The organism is Hamadaea sp. NPDC050747, from assembly GCF_040654195.1.
In the GTDB taxonomy this organism is placed as follows: domain Bacteria; phylum Actinomycetota; class Actinomycetes; order Mycobacteriales; family Micromonosporaceae; genus Hamadaea.
In genome coordinates this window covers 396629-418601 of the sequence record NZ_JBFAHM010000001.1, presented here as the reverse complement: position 1 = coordinate 418601, position 21973 = coordinate 396629, and the positions used below count along the sequence as shown (strand labels likewise).

General features: G+C 69.0%; 18 protein-coding genes and 1 pseudogene. 7 read left to right on the top strand and 12 right to left on the bottom strand.

From position 1 onward, the window contains the following. Positions 1-14 precede the first annotated feature (14 nt). Positions 15-1226 (top strand): hypothetical protein, encoded by a 1212-nt coding sequence (locus AB0H43_RS02005; RefSeq protein ID WP_359994975.1) that lies wholly within the window; start codon positions 15-17, stop codon positions 1224-1226. Between the two features lie 105 nt (positions 1227-1331). On the opposite strand, the gene AB0H43_RS02000 is transcribed toward AB0H43_RS02005, so the two are convergent. Beyond that, complete coding sequence (locus tag AB0H43_RS02000) at positions 1332-2792, bottom strand: sensor domain-containing diguanylate cyclase (RefSeq protein ID WP_359994972.1); 1461 nt, start codon at positions 2790-2792, stop codon at positions 1332-1334. Between the two features lie 142 nt (positions 2793-2934). After that, entirely contained in the window at positions 2935-3735 is an 801-nt protein-coding gene (locus AB0H43_RS01995) for a hypothetical protein (protein WP_359994969.1), read from the bottom strand. 292 nt (positions 3736-4027) lie between these two features. Between AB0H43_RS01995 and AB0H43_RS01990 the strand changes: the two genes are divergently transcribed. Both AB0H43_RS01990 and AB0H43_RS01985 read left to right on the top strand, forming a co-directional pair. Beyond that, positions 4028-5293 (top strand): aspartate kinase, encoded by a 1266-nt coding sequence (locus AB0H43_RS01990; protein ID WP_359994966.1) that lies wholly within the window; start codon positions 4028-4030, stop codon positions 5291-5293. A gap of 5 nt (positions 5294-5298) precedes the next feature. After that, positions 5299-6366 carry an aspartate-semialdehyde dehydrogenase gene (locus AB0H43_RS01985; RefSeq protein WP_359994963.1) on the top strand — a complete coding sequence of 356 codons (1068 nt, stop codon included), beginning with the start codon at positions 5299-5301 and terminating at the stop codon, positions 6364-6366. Between the two features lie 144 nt (positions 6367-6510). On the opposite strand, the gene AB0H43_RS01980 is transcribed toward AB0H43_RS01985, so the two are convergent. Continuing rightward, positions 6511-7785, bottom strand: coding sequence for an MFS transporter (locus tag AB0H43_RS01980; RefSeq protein ID WP_359994960.1), 1275 nt, complete (start codon positions 7783-7785; stop codon positions 6511-6513). 277 nt (positions 7786-8062) lie between these two features. Between AB0H43_RS01980 and leuA the strand changes: the two genes are divergently transcribed. Continuing rightward, positions 8063-9775 (top strand): 2-isopropylmalate synthase, encoded by a 1713-nt coding sequence (gene leuA, locus AB0H43_RS01975; RefSeq protein WP_359994957.1) that lies wholly within the window; start codon positions 8063-8065, stop codon positions 9773-9775. Between the two features lie 86 nt (positions 9776-9861). On the opposite strand, the gene AB0H43_RS01970 is transcribed toward leuA, so the two are convergent. Together AB0H43_RS01970 and AB0H43_RS01965 are read right to left on the bottom strand one after the other, a co-directional pair. Continuing rightward, on the bottom strand, positions 9862-10818 hold the full coding sequence (locus AB0H43_RS01970; protein WP_359994955.1) for a hypothetical protein: 957 nt from the start codon (positions 10816-10818) through the stop codon (positions 9862-9864). A 151-nt stretch (positions 10819-10969) separates the two neighbouring features. Then, positions 10970-12418 carry an MFS transporter gene (locus AB0H43_RS01965; protein ID WP_359994952.1) on the bottom strand — a complete coding sequence of 483 codons (1449 nt, stop codon included), beginning with the start codon at positions 12416-12418 and terminating at the stop codon, positions 10970-10972. Positions 12419-12522: 104 nt separating this feature from the next. On the opposite strand from AB0H43_RS01965, the gene AB0H43_RS01960 reads away from it, so the two are divergent. From AB0H43_RS01960 to AB0H43_RS01950, 3 genes and pseudogenes are all read left to right on the top strand, one after another. Beyond that, a complete protein-coding gene (locus tag AB0H43_RS01960; protein WP_359994949.1) occupies positions 12523-13173 on the top strand; it encodes an HNH endonuclease family protein in 651 nt (216 codons plus the stop codon). 34 nt (positions 13174-13207) lie between these two features. Next, a pseudogene (locus tag AB0H43_RS01955) lies at positions 13208-13444 on the top strand (hypothetical protein); the annotation flags it as partial. A 210-nt stretch (positions 13445-13654) separates the two neighbouring features. Then, positions 13655-14623, top strand: a complete 969-nt coding sequence (locus tag AB0H43_RS01950) for a hypothetical protein (protein ID WP_359994946.1) — start codon at positions 13655-13657, stop codon at positions 14621-14623. A gap of 67 nt (positions 14624-14690) precedes the next feature. Here the strand turns inward: AB0H43_RS01950 and AB0H43_RS01945 are convergent, their stop codons facing one another. The 7 genes from AB0H43_RS01945 to AB0H43_RS01915 all read right to left on the bottom strand — a co-directional run bounded on the left by AB0H43_RS01945 (position 14691) and on the right by AB0H43_RS01915 (position 21464). Then, on the bottom strand, positions 14691-15656 hold the full coding sequence (locus tag AB0H43_RS01945) for an oligopeptide/dipeptide ABC transporter ATP-binding protein (RefSeq protein ID WP_359995750.1): 966 nt from the start codon (positions 15654-15656) through the stop codon (positions 14691-14693). A gap of 23 nt (positions 15657-15679) precedes the next feature. After that, positions 15680-16651, bottom strand: a complete 972-nt coding sequence (locus AB0H43_RS01940; protein WP_359994943.1) for an ABC transporter ATP-binding protein — start codon at positions 16649-16651, stop codon at positions 15680-15682. A 3-nt stretch (positions 16652-16654) separates the two neighbouring features. Further along, positions 16655-17614, bottom strand: a complete 960-nt coding sequence (locus AB0H43_RS01935; RefSeq protein ID WP_359995747.1) for an ABC transporter permease — start codon at positions 17612-17614, stop codon at positions 16655-16657. Positions 17615-17697: 83 nt separating this feature from the next. Beyond that, positions 17698-18702 (bottom strand): ABC transporter permease, encoded by a 1005-nt coding sequence (locus AB0H43_RS01930; protein WP_359994940.1) that lies wholly within the window; start codon positions 18700-18702, stop codon positions 17698-17700. Positions 18703-18780: 78 nt separating this feature from the next. Further along, positions 18781-20451: an ABC transporter substrate-binding protein gene (locus tag AB0H43_RS01925; protein ID WP_359994938.1), complete on the bottom strand. Its 1671-nt coding sequence runs from the start codon at positions 20449-20451 to the stop codon at positions 18781-18783. 123 nt (positions 20452-20574) lie between these two features. Next, positions 20575-21168, bottom strand: a complete 594-nt coding sequence (gene recR / locus AB0H43_RS01920; protein ID WP_359994935.1) for a recombination mediator RecR — start codon at positions 21166-21168, stop codon at positions 20575-20577. Further along, on the bottom strand, positions 21168-21464 hold the full coding sequence (locus AB0H43_RS01915) for a YbaB/EbfC family nucleoid-associated protein (protein WP_359994932.1): 297 nt from the start codon (positions 21462-21464) through the stop codon (positions 21168-21170). Before AB0H43_RS01915 ends, recR begins: the two co-directional genes overlap by 1 nt. Positions 21465-21973: the final 509 nt, after the last annotated feature.

The following is a 21973-nucleotide window of genomic DNA, read 5'->3' as shown; positions in this document are numbered from 1 at the left end:
TAACGGGCGGCGTTGTGCTCGTTATGCGGGTGATCGCGTACGCCGCGGCCGGGGTGTTCCCGCTGGTCGGGTGGGCCGCCATGGCGGCTGCCGGCCCGGCGGGGACCTGCGATCCGGTTCAGGTGCGCACCGCCGCAGGCACGTCCACTTTGGTCACGGTGGGGCCGAGTGGCGAGCCGATGTCGATACGTGTGCTCCCCCAGCGGATGAACGCGATCGGCCGCGACGACGACGACTCCCTCTACGGCATCGCACAGCCCGTGGGCGCGCGGGCACAGTTCGTGCGTATCTCCAGCCTTGGGCAGATCAGTGTTCTGAGGGAAGCGCGAGGGTTGGGCGACGTCTTCGTCGGCGCCGCGCACGCCGGCACGCTGCTCCTCCTGAGCGGCGACGACCTGATCACGATCCGCATCGCCGGGCTGGTCCGGGCCACGCCGGTCCCGCTGAGCACACCGGTGTCGATCGGCGACTGGGTCTTCGACGCCACTCGCGGCACGCTGCTCGCCGTCTCGGCCACGTCCGACCGGCCCGCCCTGATCTCGGTCGGCGTCGACGGCACGGTCACGACGCTCGGCTTCCCCGGCGGCCTTCCCCGGGGCAGCTACGGCGCGGTTTGGCTCGATCACAACGCGCTGTTCGCGCTGCACAACGAAAGCGGTGCGACTTATCGCGTACCGCTCGACGGGCACGCGGCCACGCGGATCGCGGCGGGCGCGCCGCTCACTGCCTCCGATGCCGCGAGCTGCGCGGTGGTCCCGGCTCCGCCCGCGAGTCCCTCGCCGTCGCCGGTTTCTCCTTCCCCAGTGGTACGCCCACCGCAGAGCCCGAGTCCGGTCGGTCCGTCGGCGTCTCCTTCGCCGTCTACTTCCGTGAGCCAGTCGCCGGTGATCGCCGTTCCGCCGTGGCCGTCGGTCGTACCGAAACCGCGGCCGGTCCGCGTACGCCCGCCGGCCGTTCCGTCACCGCGAACGCTGATCCCACCGCCACCGAGGACTGCCGCACCGACGACTCATACACGGCCGACACCGCAGACACCGTCGACGCCGTCGCGAGTCGTCGTACCGCCGATGCTGCCGCCGCAACGGCCCGATCACGTCAGCCCGGTCGTGGCGAACGCGCAGTCGCATGCGAAGGAACGAGAACGGTCGCGCCGCCGGGTCGCCGTCGCGGCCGCGGTCATGACACTCGGCGCGGTCCTCGCCCGATCGCGTACGCGCACCCGCTAACAAGTCGATCATCCGCTCGCGGAGGTGATCAGGATGGTCCGGACGCGACACGCCGGTTGATCACGACCGATAGTTCATGATCGCGCGAAAAGCGGGTGGGTGGGGTTAGGCGGCGAATTTGACGCCGTCGCGGCCGCGCCGTTTGACCTCGTAGAGCGCCTGGTCGGCCCGGTTGAGCGTGGTCTCGCCCAGTTCGTCGCGCCGTTGCAGGGCGACGCCGACGGAGATCGTCCGCCCGACGCGGCGGGCCGCCGCCGTCAGCCGCTCGGCGACCGCGACCGCCTCGCTCACGCTGGGCACTTCGACGACGGCGACGAACTCGTCACCGCCGATCCGATACAGCTCGTCCCCGTGCCGAAGGGTGCTTTCGAGCGCGCGGGCCAGGTCGACGAGCGCGCGGTCGCCCGCTGCGTGCCCGTACGTGTCGTTGATGATCTTGAACTGGTCCACGTCGATCGCCAGCAACGCCGTCCGGCCGGGTTCGGCCGCCGCCAGCCGCTCGCCGAACGGCCCGTGGTGCCGCAGTCCGGTCAGCGGATCGGAGCTGGCCCGATGCCGGAGCCGGGTGAGCGAGTGCAGCCGGTCGAGGCAGGTCCATGCCTGGGTGCCGAGCAGTTCGAGCAGGCTGACCCGGGCCGGCTCCGGATGGGCGGTCACGTCGTCGAAGGCGACCAGTACGCCGCCCAGCGCCCCCGGGCCGATCGGCGCGACGATCATCGTGCGTACGCCCGCCTTGGTGACGGCCTCGAAGCCGCGCGGATCGAGTTGGTCCGGGTCGCCGAGGGTGAACGACGTGCCGTGCCGGCGCGCCCGATCGAGCAGTACGCCCAGCTCCCGCCCGCCGAGATCGGCCAGCCGCTGCACGAGCGCCCGGTCGCGACGCCCCGGGGAGCTGCTGCGCAACACGACACCGCCGATGAAGAGGGCAGCGCTCCCGGTGACCCCGGCCGGCACTTCGACCGCCTCCGGCGAGTCCCCGACGATCGGGGTGAGCACGACGGCGGAGGAGAGTCCGGAGACGTCCCGTGCTGCTTCGGCGACCCGTGCGTACACCTCGGCCTCGGTCCCTGCCGCGGACAGGGCGACGCTGTGGCGAAGCAGCTTCTCAGCCTGCGTCTCGGCCGGCGGCCCGCCCAACTCGTCGATCCGGGCCCCGAGGACCTTCCCGAGTTCCTCGGCGAGGGCTCGCCAAGCTCCGAGATCGGGAGTGGCGGCGAGTTCACTGGTCCACTCCAGGTTCAGCGCGCCCAGCGGCTGACCTGCTCGGTCGAGGATCGGTACGCAGATCTCGGCGACGACGTCCGGCCCGAGCCGGATGAACTCCGGGTCGGTCGTGACGTCCGTCAGCACGGCGGTACTCCCGGACGCGTACACGCGCCCGACGACGCCCCGGCCCAACGGCACCGAGGAGAAGACGTGCCAGGAACCGGCGGCCGCGACGCACCGCAGATGATCGTGAACGTGCAGGAGGGTCGCGATCAACGCGTCGGTATGCGTGGCCAGGACGTCGACCACCGAACGACAGGCATCGACCGCGCTGTGGGCGGCGCGGAGCCGGTCGGTCACATCTTCGGTGATGCGCGGAGGGGTAAGCACTTTCCTCTGATCACGTCCGGGGTGGCAGGGGCGCCCCAGGGGGCGTTATGGCCGCCCACGATACTCACGTTCGCTGAGAGTGCCGGGTGAATCCGGCTAATTGGGACCGCCCTCAGCCCTTGCTTGTGGTGGGCGTCACAGTCGGCTTGCCGCTGGGCGTACCGCTCGGCTTGGCGCTCGGGGTGAGCGAGGGCGCGGGCGGCGACGCGTTCGGCAGCGGCGGCCCCGGCACGACGGCTCCTGGCAGGGTGATCGTCGGCGGCGCGGGCGTCGGTGCGCCGACGAGGGTGAGCGTGCCGACGCTGGTCCGGGCACCGGTCAAAGTTCCGTTGTCGGCGTAGCAGTAGATGCCCGGATCGACCGGCGCCTTCACGGAGACCGCCGACGTGTCGACGCTGAAGCAGGTGCCCTGGACACCGGGCAACGTGGTGGCCACCGTCACCGCCAAGGCGGCCTGGCGATCCATGAACACCTCCAGCCAGTCGGTGAACAGGTGCTGCACCTTCGGGTCGTACGCCGACACCACCTTCGTGAGGCGTACGCATCCGCTCTGCGGTCGAGCCGCGGACGGCAACGCGCATTGGTAGTACGCGTCGCCAGTGCGTACCAGCGAGATGTCGACCGTGCCCCCCAGCGCCGTGGCCGGGACGTCGACCTTCCACCCACCGTCCTGCGCGACGGTGACCGACACGGACCGGTCGGCGCGACCGGTGGTCTTGAGCGCGTAGAGCGCGGTCTGGCGCAGGTCTTTCGCGGCGGCCGCGCGGGCCGCGAGCACTGACCGGGGGTCGTCCGGCGCGGCCGGGCCGGTGGTGGGATCGGCGTCGGTGGGCGGCGGTGAGCTGCAGGCGGTGGCGAGGGCGGCCGCGGTCGCCACGGCGACGAGGGCGAGCAGGGGTCGGGCGACACGCATGGGCGAATTCTCGTACCGCCGCGCCACGCCGGTGTGCAACGACACAGCCGATCTTCGGCCGTAATCCTTCCGGCCCGGCGCGGTCCAGGACGCAGCCTGATCGCCCGCCGACCGGGCCCCACGCAGATCTTGTACGCCGGGTCAGATCGTGGGAACGGACTGTGCTGATCAGGGGGGCGGGCCGGTATCCTCACAGGTGCCTTCGCCCGGATCGCACCGCGCGGAGTCCGTGCGCCGCAGTCAGCGGCAGTCATCTCGGCAGCAGAGCCGGCGAGGAGAGGAGAGCCCCACCGTGGCCCTGGTGGTGCAGAAGTACGGCGGTTCCTCGGTCGCCAACGCCGAACGGATCAAGCGGGTCGCGGAGCGGATCGTGAACGCCCGCAAGTCGGGCGACGAGGTCGTCGTGGTCGTCTCCGCGATGGGTGACACGACCGACGAGCTGATCGATCTGGCGCACCAGGTCAGCCCATTGCCGCCGGGGCGTGAATTCGACATGCTGCTGACCGCGGGCGAGCGCATCTCGATGGCGCTGCTCGCGATGGCGATCCACAACCTGGGCTACGAAGCCCGGTCCTACACCGGATCGCAGGCCGGCGTGATCACGACCTCGGTGCACGGCAAGGCGCGGATCATCGACGTGACGCCGGGCCGGCTGCGCGGCGCGCTCGACGAGGGCGCGATCGCGATCGTCGCCGGGTTCCAGGGCATCTCCCAGGACACCAAGGACATCACCACGCTGGGCCGGGGTGGCTCCGACACGACGGCCGTAGCGTTGGCCGCGGCGCTGGACGCCGACGTATGCGAGATCTACACCGATGTGGACGGAGTGTTCACGGCCGATCCCCGGATCGTGCCCAACGCCCGGCACATCGCCCAGGTCACCTATGAGGAGATGCTCGAACTGTGCGCGTGCGGCGCGAAGGTGCTGCACCTGCGTTCGGTCGAGTACGCCCGGCGGGCGAACCTGCCGATTCACGTGCGCTCGTCGTACTCGGACAAGACCGGCACCATGGTCACCGGATCAATGGAGGACCTCCCCGTGGAACAGGCACTGATCACCGGTGTGGCGCACGACCGCTCGGAAGCCAAGATCACCATCGTCGGCGTACCGGACACCCCCGGTGAGGCCGCGCGCATCTTCGAGACGGTCGCCAACGCCGAGACCAACCTCGACATGATCGTGCAGAACGTCTCCACCGAGGGCACCGGGCGGACGGACATCTCCTTCACGCTCCCCAAGGACGACGGCCCGGCCGCGATGGCCGCCCTGTCGAAGGTGCAGTCCGCCATCGGCTTCAAGGGCCTGCTCTTCGACGACCACGTCGGCAAGGTTTCGCTCGTCGGCGCGGGCATGCGCTCGCACCCCGGTGTGGCGGCCCGGTTCTTCGCCGCGCTCGGTGAGGCGGGCGTCAACATCGAGATGATCTCCACCTCGGAGATCCGTGTCTCGGTGGTCTGCCGGGACAGCGACCTCAACAAGGCGGTGCAGGCGGTGCACGACGCGTTCGAACTCGGCGGCGACACCGAGGCGATCGTCTACGCCGGCACCGGGCGGTAACCGCCATGAGCAGGCTGCCCAACCTCGCGATCGTCGGCGCCACCGGCGCTGTGGGCTCCGTGATGCTGGAGATCCTGACCAGCCGCAAGAACGTCTGGGGCGAGATCCGCCTGATCGCCTCCGCGCGCTCGGCCGGCAAGCGGCTGTCGGTACGCGGTGAGGAGATCGAGGTCGTCGCGCTCAGCTCGGACGCGTTCGACGGCATCGACGTCGCGATGTTCGACGTGCCCGACGAGATCTCGGCCGCCTGGGCTCCGGTCGCCGCCGAGGCGGGCGCGATCGTGGTGGACAACTCGGGCGCGTTCCGGATGGACCCGGATGTTCCCCTGGTGGTGCCCGAGATCAATCCGGAGCAGACGCGTAACCGGCCCCGGGGCATCATCGCCAACGCCAACTGCACCACGCTGGCCATGATCGTCGCGGTCGCCCCGCTGCACCGCGAATACGGCCTCAAGGAACTGGTGCTGGCCTCCTACCAGGCCGTCTCCGGCGCCGGGCAGGCCGGCGTGGACGCGTTGCACGACCAGCTCTCCCGGGTCGCCGGCGATCGCGCACTCGGCTCGCGTACGGGCAACGTCCGCAACGCCGTCGGCGACGACCTCGGGCCGTTCCCCGCACCCGTCGCGCTCAACGTCATCCCGTGGGCGGGTTCGCTCAAGGACGGCGGATGGTCGTCCGAAGAGCTGAAGATGCGCAACGAATCCCGGAAGATCCTCGGGCTGCCCGACCTCAAGGTCAGCGCGACCTGCGTACGCGTGCCGGTGAGCCGAGGCCACTCGATCTCGGTGCACGCCGTCTTCGGCTCCGAAGTGGACGCTGAGGGAGCCCGTGAGGTGCTGCGGGGCGCGCCCGGCGTCATCCTCGTCGACGACCCGGCCAACGGCGAGTTCCCGATGCCCATCGACGCCGTCGGCACCGACCCGTCCTGGATCGGCCGGCTGCGCCGCTCGCTCGACGACCCGCGGGCCCTCGACTTCTTCGTGACCGGCGACAACCTCCGTAAGGGCGCCGCACTCAACACGGCGCAGATCGCGGAGCTGATCGCGGCGGAGTTCGTCCCCGCCACCCGCTGACCCGTTCCACTTCCACGCAGCGCCCTTCCGCGCCGGCACCCCCGGGCGCCCCACCCTTTAGCGCTGGATCAGGGTTCCGGGTCGAATCTTGGTCCAAGATTCGACCGAGAACCCTGATCCAGCGCGAATGCCTGCCAGGGCGCGTCACGCGACTGTGACGGGTTCAGCGGCCGGGAGGGCGGCGCCGTTGCGCGGCGTACGCTCGACCCAGCCGATGATCGGTCCGATCGCGACGGTGCAGGCCAGGAAGAGCAGCGCGATGAGCCACCAGCCCCAGCCGCCGGTCTGAATGGCGAGGAAGGTCAACGAGGCAGGGCCGACCATCCGGGCGACGCCCGCGATCGACCGGCTGCCCCCGACGTAAGCCCCACGCTGGTCGGCGGGCGGAATCTCGGTCTGGAAGAACCATTGGGCGGCCGACGCCCACAATTCCGTGGCGGTCGTCAAGGCGACCCCGGCGGCGAGGACGGCCACCGTCAGCCACCCGTGCGTCATCCCGCTCAACGCGATGACGGGACAGGCCACCGCACTCGCCAATCCGGCCCACCGCATAAGGCGTACCGACCCCGAAAGCGAGTCGGCGCCGCGCGTGGCCGGAACCTGCAGCAGAACCGCCATCACGGTGTTGAGCGCGAACAGCGCGCCGAGCACGGGCTTGGGCACGTCGGTCATCGTGACCGCCCACAGCGGCATGATCTCGTTGAAGATCATGCCGTGCAGCCAGATCACCGAGAGCAGCACGGACAGTGTGGTGTAGGGGTGATCCCGCAGCACGCCCCACGGGCTGGCCTTGGCGCGCGTCTCGCGCGGCGCGTGGATCGTCGGCATGCGGGAGACCACGAACGCGTTCACGCACAGGCCGAAGGCGTTCGCCAGGACGAGCGCGATCAGGCCCGCGTGCGAGTTCAGCGCCAGCGCGGCCGCGCCCAGGCCCGCGCCGACGGTGAAGCCGACATTGAGGTACGCCCGCATGAACGCCATGATCCGGACCCGGCTCTCGCTGGGCAGCGCGGCGGCGGTGTAGACGGTGCGGCCGCCGTTGGCCAGCATGTCGGCGACCGAGGTGAAGATGATGACCGCCAGGAACGACCAGAAGCCGCGGGCGAACGGGTAGCAGGCGAACGCGGCCGCCTCGCCGAGCGCGCCGAGGACCCAGGCTCGTTTGCCGCCGATCCGGTCGGCTAGATGCCCCAACGGCAGCGACCCGACCAGCCCTACCGCGCCGACGATGGAGAAGCCGAGACCGATCTGGACCGGCGTGAGCTTCACGATCTCGGTGAAGAAGACCACGCTGCCGGTGAGAAAAGTGCCGGAGCCGGTGGCGATGATCGCGGACTGCACCGCGAGGCGTCGCGGCAGGCCCGGTGGCGGCAAGATCTTGGTCAGCAGTCGTTCCCCCATGGTCCGGGATTCGACCATGATCCGTTCACCGGCGGCAACCCGCCCTTCCCGCGATGTGGGAGGTGCGTACCAGGACCGAGATCTGCCGGTAATGTTGCCAAGGTCATGTGGCGTGCGCTTCTCCTTCGCTGCCGCGACGAGGCCTGAGACCGGCATCTCGTCGCGGTGATGCGACGCGCGTACTGCGTCCCGGCCGGTCGATCGATGCGCATCCCGCCGGATTTTCTCGCTTCCGGCCTGTGAATCAGCCCACACGCGATCCTTGAGCCACCTGACCATCCGGGAGAATCGACCCATGTCGGACGTATCCATCGTGCCGAGTTCCAGCGAAGACGCCGCGGATCCCATCGCGCGCCAGCGCCCGAGCGGCATGCCTTTCGAGCGTTACCAGCCCTTCCACGAGCAGATCGCCGTCGATCTGCCCGACCGGCAGTGGCCCACGCGCCGTATTGAGCGCGCCCCGCGCTGGTGCGCCGTCGACCTGCGCGACGGCAACCAGGCCCTGATCGACCCGATGTCCCCCGAGCGCAAGCGCCGCATGTTCGAGCTGCTGGTGCGGATGGGCTACAAGGAGATCGAAGTCGGATTCCCGGCCGCCAGCCAGACCGACTTCGACTTCGTCCGCCAGCTGATCGAGTGGGATCTGATCCCCGAGGACGTCACGATCCAGGTCCTGGTCCAGTGCCGCGAGCACCTGATCGACCGCACCTTCGAGGCCCTGCGCGGCGCCAAGCGGGCGATCGTGCACTTCTACAACTCGACCTCGATCGTGCAGCGCAAGGTCGTGTTCGGGCTGGACCGCGCCGGCATCACCGCGATCGCCGTGGACGGCGCCCGCATGTGCCAGAAGTACGCCGAGATCCACACCCCGGACACCGAGATCTTCTACGAGTACTCCCCCGAGTCCTACACAGGCACAGAAATGGACTACGCGCTGGAGATCTGCTCGGCCGTCATCGAGGCGGTCGACCCGACACCGGACCGGCCGCTGATCATCAACCTGCCCGCCACGGTCGAGATGATCACTCCCAACGTGTACGCGGACAGCATCGAGTGGATGCACCGGAACCTGCCGCGGCGCGACAGCGTCGTGCTGAGCGTCCACCCGCACAACGACCGGGGCACCGGCGTCGCCGCCGCCGAACTGGCAGTGCTGGCCGGGGCGCAGCGCGTCGAAGGCTGCCTGTTCGGCAACGGCGAGCGTACGGGCAACGTCGACCTGGTGACGCTGGGCCTGAACCTGTTCAGCCAGGGCGTCGACCCGGAGATCGACTTCACCGGCATCGACGACATCAAGCGGACCGTCGAATACTGCAACCAGCTGCCGGTACACGAGCGCCACCCGTACGCCGGAGACCTGGTCTACACCGCGTTCAGCGGCTCCCACCAGGACGCCATCAAGAAGGGGCTGGAGGCCCAGGGCGACGGCTACTGGGCGGTCCCCTACCTGCCGATCGACCCGAAGGACCTGGGCCGCAGCTACGAGGCGGTCATCCGGGTCAACTCGCAGTCCGGCAAGGGCGGCGTCGCGTACATCATGAAGAGCGAACACCACCTCGACCTGCCGCGCCGGATGCAGATCGAGTTCTCGGGAGTCATCCAGCGGCACACCGACGACGGCGGCGGCGAAGTCGGCCCCGCCCGGATGTGGGAGATCTTCCAGGAGGAGTACTTCGCCGACCGCCGCGTCGCCGTACGCTCCTACTCCGTCTCCACAGTGGATGACAAGGTCGAGATCGAGGTCGAGGCGAAGCTGGACGGGGTCGACGCGCGACTGGAAGGCATCGGCAACGGCCCGATCGACGCCTTCACCCACGCGCTGCGCGACAAGGGCGTCAACGTACGCGTCCTGGACTACGCCGAGCACGCGCTCACCGCTGGTGACGACGCCCAGGCGGCCGCGTACGTCGAATGCGAGATCGACGGTGAGGTCCGATGGGGCGTCGGCGTCGACAGCAGCATTCTCACCGCGTCACTGAAGGCCGTGGCCAGCGCCGTCAACCGCTGACCCGCTCCGTAGGGCGTGATCATTGCGTCAGCCATGCTGTTTCGCTCGGCGAAATGTCCGTTGAAACAGCATGGCTGACGCGACGATCATGGAATGAGCCGCGCCCGATGAGGACGTCCGGCGAGCAGCAGATCGAGGTACGTCGCCTCGATGAGCCGAAGTACCGCACCCGGATCGCGTCGGATGTCGCCCGGAGTGACGTGGAGGACGACGACACCGGCCGCGGTGAGCTGATTGTGCCGGTGAAGGGTCTTCGCCCACAGTTCAGGCGAAGCGTGGAACTCCTTCGAATCCACCTCGATGGCGAGGCCGGCGTCGTCGATCCAGCCGTCCGGGGTCGGGAGGCGTACGCCGTCGACGTCCGCCAACGTCGGGTTCCACAAGACCGGCGGGAGGATTCGGCTTGTCCGGCACAGGTCCCGAAGCTCCGCTTCCGGCGCAGACCGCGCACCGCCTGCCACATCCGCAATCGCTCGGCGCAGGTCGGCGCTTCCGCGGCGTGGCCCTTCCGTGAGTTCCACCGTCAGCTCCGCCAGGCTGGCGAACTGTCGCTGCACCGCCTCCGTGACCATCGCCCGGGTCGTACGCAGATCGATCAGGTCGCGGGCGGCATCGGCCACAGCCCGCGCCACCGGCGCCACTCGCAGCCCCGCAATCTCGGTCGGTCCTGACGGCAGCCGATCACTGCGAATGATTCGGAATCCCGGCGAAGAAGACACTCTCTTGATCGTGGGCACGAGGAGAGTGACTCGTTCAGCGGGTGGTGCGTACCGCAAGCCCCACAAGGTCAAGGCCACCGCACCGGTCAGCTGACTGGTGGGGCCGCCGTAGAGCAGACCCGCCGAGGCCCGCTGGGTCAGCGCCAGATCACCCCGGAAGAGCGCGTACACCGACGGCAGAACGGTCCGCCATTCGCGAGTCTCCAGCCGCCAGCGGAGTTCCGCGTCGGTCACGAACGAGCCGACGAGCTGGTCCCGCCGGGCGATCCCGTACTGCTCGTCGAAGTACTTCGCGACCTGGGAGTGATTTCGTCGACGTGGCATCCGTCGATCTTTGCTCGGCCTTACGCCACGAACGCCGTGCCCTGTGGACAACGCGCGGTGATCATTGCGTCAGCCATGCTGTTTAAACGGACGAATCGTCGCGCGAAACAGCATGGCTGACGCGACGATCACGCCCAGAGGGCGAGAGGGGTTATGCCGAGGGGGGTGTGCGGCGAGGGGGGTGGAGGAAGGCGGCCAGCAAGGCGCCGACGGCCAAGCCCCCGGCACACCACAGCAATGCCTGGTGGTAGCCGGAGTCGAAGGCTTCCGGGTTCGCGTACGCCGCCCCGGCGAGTCCGACGATCATCGGCAGCGCCGCCACTGCCAGCAGTGAGGCAGCGCGCGCGGCCGCGTTGTTGATTCCGCTCGCGATGCCGGCGTACGTGTCGTCGACGGCGGACAGCACGGACGCGGTCAGCGGCGCGACTTGGGCGGTGAGGCCGAGGCCGAAGACGATCGCGCCGGGGAGGACGTCTCGCCAGTAGAGGGTGTTCTCGTCGACGGCGAGGAGCAGGAGCGTTCCGGCGACGCAGAGGAGCGGGCCGATGACGAGCTGCGGGCGGGGTCCGATGCGAGCGGCGAGCGCGGCGCTCCGGCCGGAGCCTACGAGCAGGAGCAACGTCATCGGGAGGGTGGCGATACCGGCTTCCAGCGCCGAGTAGCCGGAGACCGTCTGCAGCTGGATGGCGAGGAAGAAGAGCAGTCCGCCCATCGCGCCGTAGACGACGACGGTGTACGCGTTCAGCAGGCTGAAGGTCCGTGACCGGAACAGCGACATCGGCATCATGGCGATGATGCGGGGACGCCCTTCGCGATCGGAGATGCCGACGCCTGGGCGGCTGCGGCGGCGTTCCACGGCGACGAAGGTCACCAGGCAGAAGAGGCCGACCGCGAACCCGGCCCAGACAGCGGGGCTGCCGAAGCCTTCTTCCGGTGTCGCGATCATGGCGTAGGTGAGTCCGGCGAGGCCGAGTGCGCCCAGGACGGTCCCGGCGACGTCGAACCGCGTATGCCGGGCGACCGGGTTGCGGCTCTCCGGCATCCGCCGGCCGAGCCAGAACACCGCGACCGCGAGCGGGACGTTCAGGAAGAACACCGCGCGCCAGTTGAGCGCGTCGATCAGCCAGCCGCCGACGAACGGGCCGACCGCGGTGGCCACCCCGGACAGCCCTGACCAGGCGCCGATCACCCGAGCCCGATCGGAAGGCGCGAACGACGACTGGAGGATGGCCAGCGAACCGGGCGTGAGCAGGGCCGCGCCGACGCCTTGCAGGATCCGGGCCGCGATCAGGATTTCGATCGTGGGGGCGAAGCCGCACGCGATGGACGCGACGGTGAACCAGCCGACCCCGACGAGGAAGATCTTTCGACGACCGTGCCGATCACCGAGAGCCCCGCCGAGCAGGACGAACGCGGCCAGCGTGAGGGTGTAGCCGGTGATGGTCCACTGCAGACCGGAGAGCTTGGCGCTCAGGTCCTCGCCGATGGCCGGCAGCGCCACGGTGACGATCGTGGTGTCCAGAAAGGCCATCCCGCTGGCGAGCACCGCCGCGGCCAGGGTTGCCCGGCCGGCGGTCGTCCCCAGGCGCAGCTGTGTCACGATGACCATCTTCCTTGGCTAGTCAAGGAGCCCGGCGAGGTTTGACACGCCGACGCGCGGGAGAATCCTCACCACATCCCGACGGTCCAAGGGAGACTTTCAGCGTGCGTACCCCCCTTCGCCTCATCGGCGCGCTCGCCGCCGCCCTCGTGCTCGCCGCGGGCTGCACCGAGGATCCGCTGGCCTCCCCGTCCGAATCAACGGGTGGGCTCAAGCCCACCGCGGCCGCCGGGTCGGTCTCGACCGCCCTCGCGTCCCTCAAGATCGCCGACGCCCGCCCGATGACCGGGTACTCGCGCGATCGGTTCCCCCACTGGCGCAGCGCCGGCACCGGTTGCGACGTCCGCGACAAGGTGCTCCAGCGCGACGGCAAGAACGTCAAGCTCACCGGCTGCAACGTCACCGGCGGCACCTGGGTGAGCTGGTACGACGACACGACCCAGACCGAGCTGACCAAGGTCGACATCGATCACATGGTGCCGCTGGCCAACGCCTGGCGGTCCGGGGCCGACAAGTGGACCGACGAGCAGCGGTCCGACTTCGCCAACGACATGGAGCGCCCGCAGCTGTTCGCCGTCTCGGCCAGCTCCAACCGCTCCAAGGGCGACCAGGACCCGTCGACCTGGAAGCCGCCGTCGCAGGACGCCTGGTGCGTCTACGCCCAGGACTGGATCACGGTGAAGGCGTACTACAAGCTCACCATCACGGCCAAGGAGAAGGACGCCCTCTCCACCATGCTCAAGACCTGCGCCTGACAGGAGGACCCGGATGACCGCGCCTGCCGAACTCGTCACCGACATCGTGCCCGGCCCCGGCGGGGTGATGACCGACGAGGTGGGCGTGGTCACCGGCGATCTCACTCTCCGGACCGCGCTGGAGGGCACGACCGCCCAGACGTCCGTGCAGTACAAGGGCGCGGCGGAGTGGTACAAGATCACCGGGGGTGCGGTCACCCTGGTCGCCCCGGAGGACCTCAAGGCCGTGCATCAGCTCGCGGTCGGGTTGCTCCACCGGCCCGAAGGCTAGGACCAAGGGGTACGCCCAACGGGGCGGTCGCCCACGCTGTGTGGTCGACGCAGCGCAGGCGCTGCGCTGTGTGGCCGACGCAGCGCACGCGCGCAAAGGTGATCAAAGCCCCACCAGTGTTGTGACGGCGCCCTGACCAGGGGCTTTGATGAAGAATCGTTATCCACAGGGGCTTACCAGGGAACACCTCCCTCCGGCAGGCTGGCCGCCATGCCGAGGCGATGGACGCGCCCCGACCTGGACGGGCTGCTGGAGAAGCAATACGGCCTGGTCCGGCGCGACCAGGTCCTCGACGGCCTGCCCGATGCCCTGACGAAGGGCGCTCTGCGCTGGCGGTTGGAACGAGGGGTCTGGCAGACCGTCCTCCCCGCCGTCTATGCCACCCACGGCGGTCCGCTCAGCCGGGAGCAGCGTGCCTTCGCCAGCCTCCTCTACGCCGGCGAGTCCGCCCAGCTCACCGGGCCGGCCGCGCTGCAACTGCACGCCGTCCGTTCCGCCCCGGCCGACGATCTGGTGCACGTGCTGATCCCGGATCGCCGACGCTTGTCACCAGCCCGGTTCGCGGCCGTCTCGCGTACTCATAGATTGGATCCGAGAGCGACCGCCATCGGCCGGATGGCGGTGGTCTCCCCTGCGCGAGCCGTGGCCGACACCGTGCGGATGGTCCCGGGCCTGGACCCGAACGCGGCTCGCGCGCTGGTCGTCGAGTCCTTGCAGCGGCGGCTCACCACCCTCGACGCCCTGCAGGACGAGCTGCGCGACGGGCCCAAACGCGGCAGCCTGCTGCTGCGGGCGGCGCTCTCGGAGGTGGAGCAGGGCTTGCGCGGCTCGCCGCTGACCCAGTTGCGGGAGCTGTGCGCGAGCAATCCGGCCCTGCCCAAGGTGCGCTGGCAGCCCGCGCTGATCGGGCCGGACGGCGAGGCATTGCCGACGCCGGACGGCTGGATCGCCGACACCGCCATCGCACTGGAGATCATCGCGCCCGACCTCGACCCGTCGCCGGAGGCGTGGACTCGCCGGCTGCGTCGCCAGCAGGCTTTCACGGAGTACGGCGTGCTCGTGCTGACCTTCACCGCGAACGAACTGCGGATCGACCCGGCGGCGGTGCTGGCCACGATCGTGCGCGCCTACCTGGAACGGGCTCGGGCCGGGGTGCGGCACACGGTCCGCCTCGCCTGATCATTGCGCCAGCCATGCTGTTTCGCCCGGCGAAATGCCCGCTCTTACAGCATGGCCGGCGCGATGATCACGAAGCTTCGATCTCCTCGGCGAAGTGGCACGCCACCGTGTGCCCCTCGGCCAGTACGCGCAGCTCCGGCCGCTCTTGAGCGCACCGCTCCTGCGCCCACGGGCATCGGGTGCGGAACCGGCAGCCCGACGGCGGATTCGCCGGCGACGGCAGGTCGCCCGAGAGCAGGATCCGCTCCCGACGCTCCTCTACCAGCGGATCCGGTACGGGAACCGCCGACATCAGCGCCTTCGTGTAGGGGTGCAGCGGTCGCTGGTAGAGCTCGATCGACGAGGCTTCCTCCACCAGCGCGCCGAGATACATCACGCCGACGACGTCGGAGATGTGCCGCACGACGGCGAGGTCGTGCGCGATCACGAGGTAGGTCAGCTCGCGTTCGGCCTGCAGTTTGCCCAGCAGGTTGAGCACCTGGGCCTGGATCGAGACGTCGAGGGCCGACACCGGCTCGTCGGCGACGATCAGGTCCGGGTTGAGGACCAGCGCGCGGGCGATGCCGATCCGCTGCCGCTGGCCGCCCGAGAACTCGTGCGGATAGCGGGACAACGCCCAGCGGGGCAGGCCGACCGCGTCGAGCGTCTCGCAGACGATGTCGCGCCGTTCGGCCCGGTCGGCGCCGATGCCGTGCGCGGCCAGGCCCTCCGTGAGGATGGACTCGACGTTCTGCCGGGGGTCCAGTGAGGACAGCGGATCCTGAAAGATCATCTGCATCCGCCGGCGCATTCCGCGCAGCGCGGACGGGCTGAGGCTGGTCAGATCGGTGCCGTCGAAGACCGCCGAGCCGCCGGTCGGCTCGACCAGGCGCAGCAACGCCCGGCCCAGCGTCGTCTTGCCGCAGCCGGACTCGCCGACCAGCCCGTACGTCTTGCCCCGGGGCACGCTGAGGGTCACCCCGTCGACCGCCTTGACGTGGCCGACCACCCGGTCGAACACGACCCCGCGCAGGATCGGGAAGTGGACCTGCAGATCCTTGATCTCCACCAGCGCGGTCACGGCGCGACCTCCGGGTTGACGCAGCGGTAGGAGTGAGACGTCCCCTCGAGGGACGGCGGGCCGGTCAGGCAGGTCTCGATCGCCCGGTCGCAGCGTGGGGCGAACGCACACCCCGACGACCAGGCCAGCACGTCGCGTACCGAGCCACGGATCGGGGTCAGCTCCTCACCGCGCAGGGCGTCGAGTCGCGGGATCGAGTTCAGCAGACCCACCGTGTACGGGTGGGTGGGGTGGCCGAACAACTCATGGCGGCCGGCGCTCTCCACCACCCGTCCGGCGTACAGGACGTTGACGCTGTCGCAGAGCCCGGCGACGACACCGAGGTCGTGCGTGATCATGATCAGCGCCGTCCCGTCCTCCCGGACCAGTTCCTTCAGCAACTCCAGGATCTGGGCCTGAATGGTCACGTCCAGCGCGGTCGTCGGCTCGTCGGCGATGAGCAGGCGCGGCCGGCAGGCCACCGCCATCGCGATCAGCGCCCGCTGGCGCATGCCGCCGGACAGCTGATGCGGGTACTCCCTGAGCCGCCGACGCGGATCGGGAATGCCGACCCGATCGAGCAACTCCGCCGAGCGCCGCTCGGCCTCGTGCTTACCGATCCCCCGGTGGCGGATCAGCACCTCGGCGACCTGCACACCGATCGGCACGACCGGGTTCAACGAGGACAGCGGATCCTGGAAGATCATCGCGATCTCCCGGCCCCGGATGTCGCGCAGCGTACGCCGATCGGCCCGCAACAGGTCGAGCCCGTCGAACTTGGCGCTGCCGTCCACGCGTACGCGTTTGGTGTTCTGATGCGGCAGCAGGCCGATCAGGGCGAGCGAGGTGACGGACTTGCCGCAACCCGACTCCCCCACCAGTCCGACCACCTGACCGGCGTCGACGGTGAACGAGACGCCGTCCACCGCTCGCACGTCGCGATCCGCGTGGAACGTGACGCCGAGGTCTTCTACTTCCAACAGCGCCATGCTTCACTTCCTCAGCTTCGGGTCGAGCGCCTCGCGCATGGCCTCGCCGAGCAGCGTGAACCCGAACGCGGTGATGATGATCCCGACGGCGGGATAGATCGTGAGCCGGGGCGCCACCTCGAGACGAGTCAGTGCGTCGGTCAACATGACGCCCCACTCCGGCACCGCCGGGTCGGGGTTACCCAGGCCGAGGAAGGACAGCGCGGCCGCTTCGATGATCGCCGTGGCCAGCGTCAACGTCGCCTGGACGAGCACCGGGGCGAGCGAGTTCGGCAGCACGTGCGCGACGGCGATCCGGCCACGGCGTACGCCGAGCGCGGTAGCGGCCGTGACGTACTCCGAATGCCCCTGGGCGATCATCGAACCGCGCAGCAACCGGGCGAAGACCGGCACGGAGATCACACCGACGGCGATCATCACGGTGATCAGGCTCGGCCCGAGCAACGCCGCGACGCTCACCGCGAGGAGGAGACTCGGCATCGCCAGGAGCATGTCGACGACCCGCATGATGGCGTTGTCGATCTGCCGGCCCCGGCGGCCGCCCAACGCGTACGCCGAACCGGCGAGCCCGCCGAGCAGGCAGCCCACGAGCAGGCCGAGCGAGGTGGCGACGACGCCGACCAGCAGCGTCTGCCGGGCACCCACGATGACCCGGCTGAACTCGTCCCGTCCGTTGTGGTCCAACCCGAACCAGTGCTCCGAACTCGGCCCGGGAATGATGTTCTGACCCTCCTTCACCTGGTCGGCCCAGGCGGTCGAAGTCGGGCTGTACGGGACGAGGAACGGTCCGATGATCGCGACCAGCACGAAGATCAGCAGGATGATCGCGCCGACGACGGCGGCGGGGTTTCGGCGTACCCGGCGGAACGCCTCGGCCCAGAGGCTGCGGCCCTTCTCGTCGGCGTGCACCGCGGCCAGCTCGGCCAGCCGGTCGAGCCGCTGCTTCTTCGCCTTCGGAGTCAGTCCTTTGAGCCCGGTGGCCTCGTCCTGACGCTGTTCCGGCGCGGTCGTGCCCGAGGCCGCCTCGGGAGTCAGGTTGTCGGGAGTCATCGCACCCTCACTCTCGGGTCGATGACGCCGTACGCGACGTCGACGAGCAGGTTGACGGTGACGTAGATGATCGCGACGAACATGATGAAGCCCATGAGCACTGGATAGTCTCGATGGTCGATCGACTCGGCGATGAACTGGCCGATCCCGGTGAACGCGTACACCGTCTCGGTGAGCACCGCCCCGGACAGCAGACCGCCGGTGAGCAGGCCGATCGTGGTCACGACGGGGAGCAGCGCGTTCCGCATGATGTGCCGGCCGCGTACGGTGCGCTCGGTCAGGCCCTTGGCCTGGGCGGTCCGGACGTAGTCCTCGCCGAGCACCTCCAGGACACTGGCCCGGGTCATCCGGACGATGATGGCCAGCGGAATGGTCGCCAATGTCATCGCCGGCAGGACCAGGTGTTTCAGCGCGTCGGCGGCCGCGTCCCACTCTCCGGTGAGGATGCCGTCGAGGACGTAGAAGCCCGTGACCCGGGTCGCGTCGATGGTGACGTCCTGCCGTCCGGCCGACGGGAACCAGCCCAGCTTGACGGCGAAGACCTCCTTGATCAGGTACGCCAGCACGAAGATCGGGATGCAGACGCCGAGCAGCGAACCCGCGACCGAGGAGTAGTCCAGGGGACCGCCGCGCTTGCGGGCAGCCAGGTAACCGAGCGGAATGCCCAGGCCGATGGCGATGATGAGGGCGGTGATCGTCAGCTCGACCGTGCCCGGGAAACGTTCCAGGAACTCGGTGGTCACCGGACGGTGCGTGTTGATCGACACCCCGAGGTCGCCGGTGACCAGTCGGCGCATGAAGCGGCCGTACTGGATCCACAGTGGCTGGTCCAGGCCGAGGTCGTGGCGCAGCTTGAGGCGTGTCTCGGGCGTACCGCGCTCACCGAGGATCGCGGTCTCCGGCCCGCCGGGCAGGCGATGCAGCCAGAGGAAGAGGATCAGCGACAGGCCCAGCAGGGTGGGTATGAGCTGGAGCAGTCGCCGGACGATGTAACGGAACATGGCGGCGTCCTTGTGGGTGTGCCACGGCTAGGCGGCACACGGACGTCGCCGTGTGCCGCCTAGCCTCTATGTGGGAGATCAGGACGTGTAGTACGCCGTCGCGAACTTCTCGTCGGTCAACGGACTGGGCTTGACCCCGGTCACGTCCTTGCCGAAGACGATCGACGGCGGACCGTGTGCGATCGGCACACCCGGGAGGAAGTCCATGACCTTGGCGTTCAGCGCCTTGTACTTCTCGATCCGCTTCGCCTGGTCCGGCTCCGTGTCGGCCGCCTTGAACTCGGCGAACAGCTCCGGGTTGTTGAAACCCCACTCGCCCTTCTGACGGTCGAACATGGTGCCGATGAAGTTGTACGCGTCGGCGTAGTCACCGGTCCAGCCCAGCAAGTGCAGGTCGTGCTTCTTGCCCGTCTGCACCGCGTTGAGGTAGTCCGGGCTCCACTTCAGCGCGTGCGGCGTGATCGTGATGCCCACCTTGGCGAGGTCGGCGGCGATCAGCTCGAAGATGTCCTTCGGCGCCGGCATGTAGGGCCGGGTCACCTCGGTCGGGTAGTAGAAGTCGAGCTTCAGGTTGGTCGCCTTGGCGTCGGCCAGGAGCTGCTTGGCCTTGTCGACGTTGTAGTCGTACTTGGTCACGGCGTCGTTGTAACCGTCGAGACCCGGGGGCTGGAACTCCAGCGCCACCGAGGAACCGGCCGGGTACTTGGAGTCCACGATGGCCTGCCGGTTGACCGCGTACGCGATCGCCTGCCGGACCCGGACGTCCTTGAGGGCCGGGTTGCCGCTCTGGTTGATCGCCAGGTAGAGGATGTTGAACGCCGGCCGGGGCAGGACGTTGAAGCCCTCGTCCTTCAGCGGCTTCACGTCCGCCGGAGCCACCAGGTCGTAGCCCTGGATCTCGCCGCTGCGCAGCGCCTGCTTACGGGCGGTCAGGTCGGAGATGGTCTTGAAGATCAGCGTCTTGATCTTCGCCTTGGTCCCGTAGTAGTCGTCGTTCGCGACGAGCTCCACAGCCTTGTTGGTGTGGTCCCACTTCACGAACTTGTAGGGGCCGGTCCCGACCGGGTGCTCCTGCGCGTACGCCGGGTAGGTGACGTTGTCGGCGGTGCCGCCGACCTTGTCGGCCTCGAAGTCCTTGAGGGCCTTGGGGCTCTGCATCGAGAACGCGGGCAGCGCCAGCGCCGCCGGGAACTTGGAGGTGACCCGGGTCAGCGCGATGTCGACGGTCGAGGCGTCCTTGGCCGTGCAGCTCTTGAAGAGGCTCGGGGGAAGCTCAGCGGACTCGTTCTTGGCGAACCCGCCGAAGACGTCCTGCCAGTACGACGAGATGTCCTGGTTCTGCATCAGGCCGGACCAGTTGTACCAGCGGTTGAAGTTGGTGCAGACAGCCTCGGCGTTGAAGTCGGTGCCGTCGTGGAACTTCACGCCCGTCTTCAGCTTAAACGTCCACGTGGTCCCAGCCGCGTCCGGCGTCCAGCTCTCGGCCAGGGACGGCACGATCTTCGTGCCACCCTCTTCCGGCTTGACCAGACCCTCGAACATCTGACGCGCGACCCGGAACGACTCGCCGTCGCTGGCCAACGCGGGGTCCATGACCTTCGCGTCGCCGGCCACCCCGAAGACGAGCTTGTCCTTCTTCGTGGAGGTTGATGTGTCGTCCCGCTTGCTCTGGCATCCGGCCAGGGCCAGCGACACGGCCACCGAGGCTGCGAGGACCGCGGTAACGGTTCGGAGCCTTGAGGCGCTCATATGGTTCACCTCTGTCCTGTGACGTGCTTCACCGATAGCCGGACACTAATAGCTGATCGGTGGACAGAGGAGGGGCCGATATCAGATCGTTGTGAGCCCCGTCAGGGATCGTTGTGAGCCCGGTCAGATGGTCCGACGTCCCTCGAACGCCCTGCCCAGGGTGATCTCGTCGGCGTACTCAAGATCGCCGCCGACCGGGAGACCGCTCGCGAGGCGCGACACGGTGATCCCCATGGGCTTGACCAGCAGCGCCAGATACGTGGCGGTAGCTTCACCCTCGGTGTTCGGGTCGGTGGCCAGAATCAGCTCCTTGACGTCCCCATGGGACAGTCGAGCCATCAGCTCGCGAATGCGCAGATTGTCCGGGCCGACCCCTTCGAGGGGATTGATGGCTCCGCCGAGGACGTGGTAGCGGCCGCGGAACTCGTTGGTCCGCTCGATCGCCACGACATCCTTCGGCTCCTCCACGACACACAGGACCTCGTCGCTTCGCCGGGCGTCCCGGCAGATCCGGCACTTTTCGTCCTCGGCGACGTTGAAGCAGATCGAGCAGAACTTCACCACGTCCTTGACCCGCAGCAACGTCTGCGCCAACCGGCGCACGTCGGTGGGGTCGGCCGCGAGCACGTGGAACGCCAGCCGCTGGGCACTCTTCGGCCCGATGCCGGGCAGCCGGCCCAGCTCGTCGATCAGATCCTGGATCGCACCCTCGTACATCAGAACGGCAGACCCATGCCGCCGGTCAGCGGCCCCATCTTCGCGTCGCGAACCTTCGCCGCCTCGTCGAGCGCGCTGGTGAACGCGGCCAGGACGAGATCCTCCAGAGTCTCGACGTCGTCGGCGTCGACCACCTTCGGATCGATCTTCACACTCTTGGGTGCGCCGTCACCGGTCACGGTGACGGTCACCAGGCCGTTGCCCGCGGCGCCGGTCAGCTCCAGCTCCGCCAACTCCGCCTGCGCGGCCTCGAGCTTGCGCTGCATCTGCTGCGCCTGCTTCATGAGCTGCTGCATGTTGGGCATGCCACCGGGACGCATCTGTCAGCCTTTCGTCACGAATGCTTTCGCGCCCAGACTAATGCAGCGGACCGACGATCCTCGCGCTCGCCGCCGCTTCCCTATCGCTCGCCTTCCGGCCGCCGGCTCGGCCGCCGTTTTCGGCCGCTGCGTCGGCTGCCATTTCGGCCGCCGGGCTGGCCGCTGTGTCGACTGCCGGGTCGGCCGCTGTGTCGGCCGCCGGGTCGGCGCTAGATCAAGTGCCCTGCGTCAGCGATTTCGGGCTCCAATCGGAGATCATGTGCCCGTGGCATGCGCCAGACGACCCGTTTCCGCATGCCACGGGAACATGATCTCCTAAATCGCCCCGTTCGCAGCTGACCACGGGCACTTGATCAAGCCCGCTGCCGGATCCACGATGGGGCCTAGAGCTCGTGCAGTCTCACCTGCTGGCAGTCGATGACGACCGTGGGGCGATCGCGCGGAAACCAATGCGGTGGAGCGAAGTCCGAACCGATCGGCGCGGC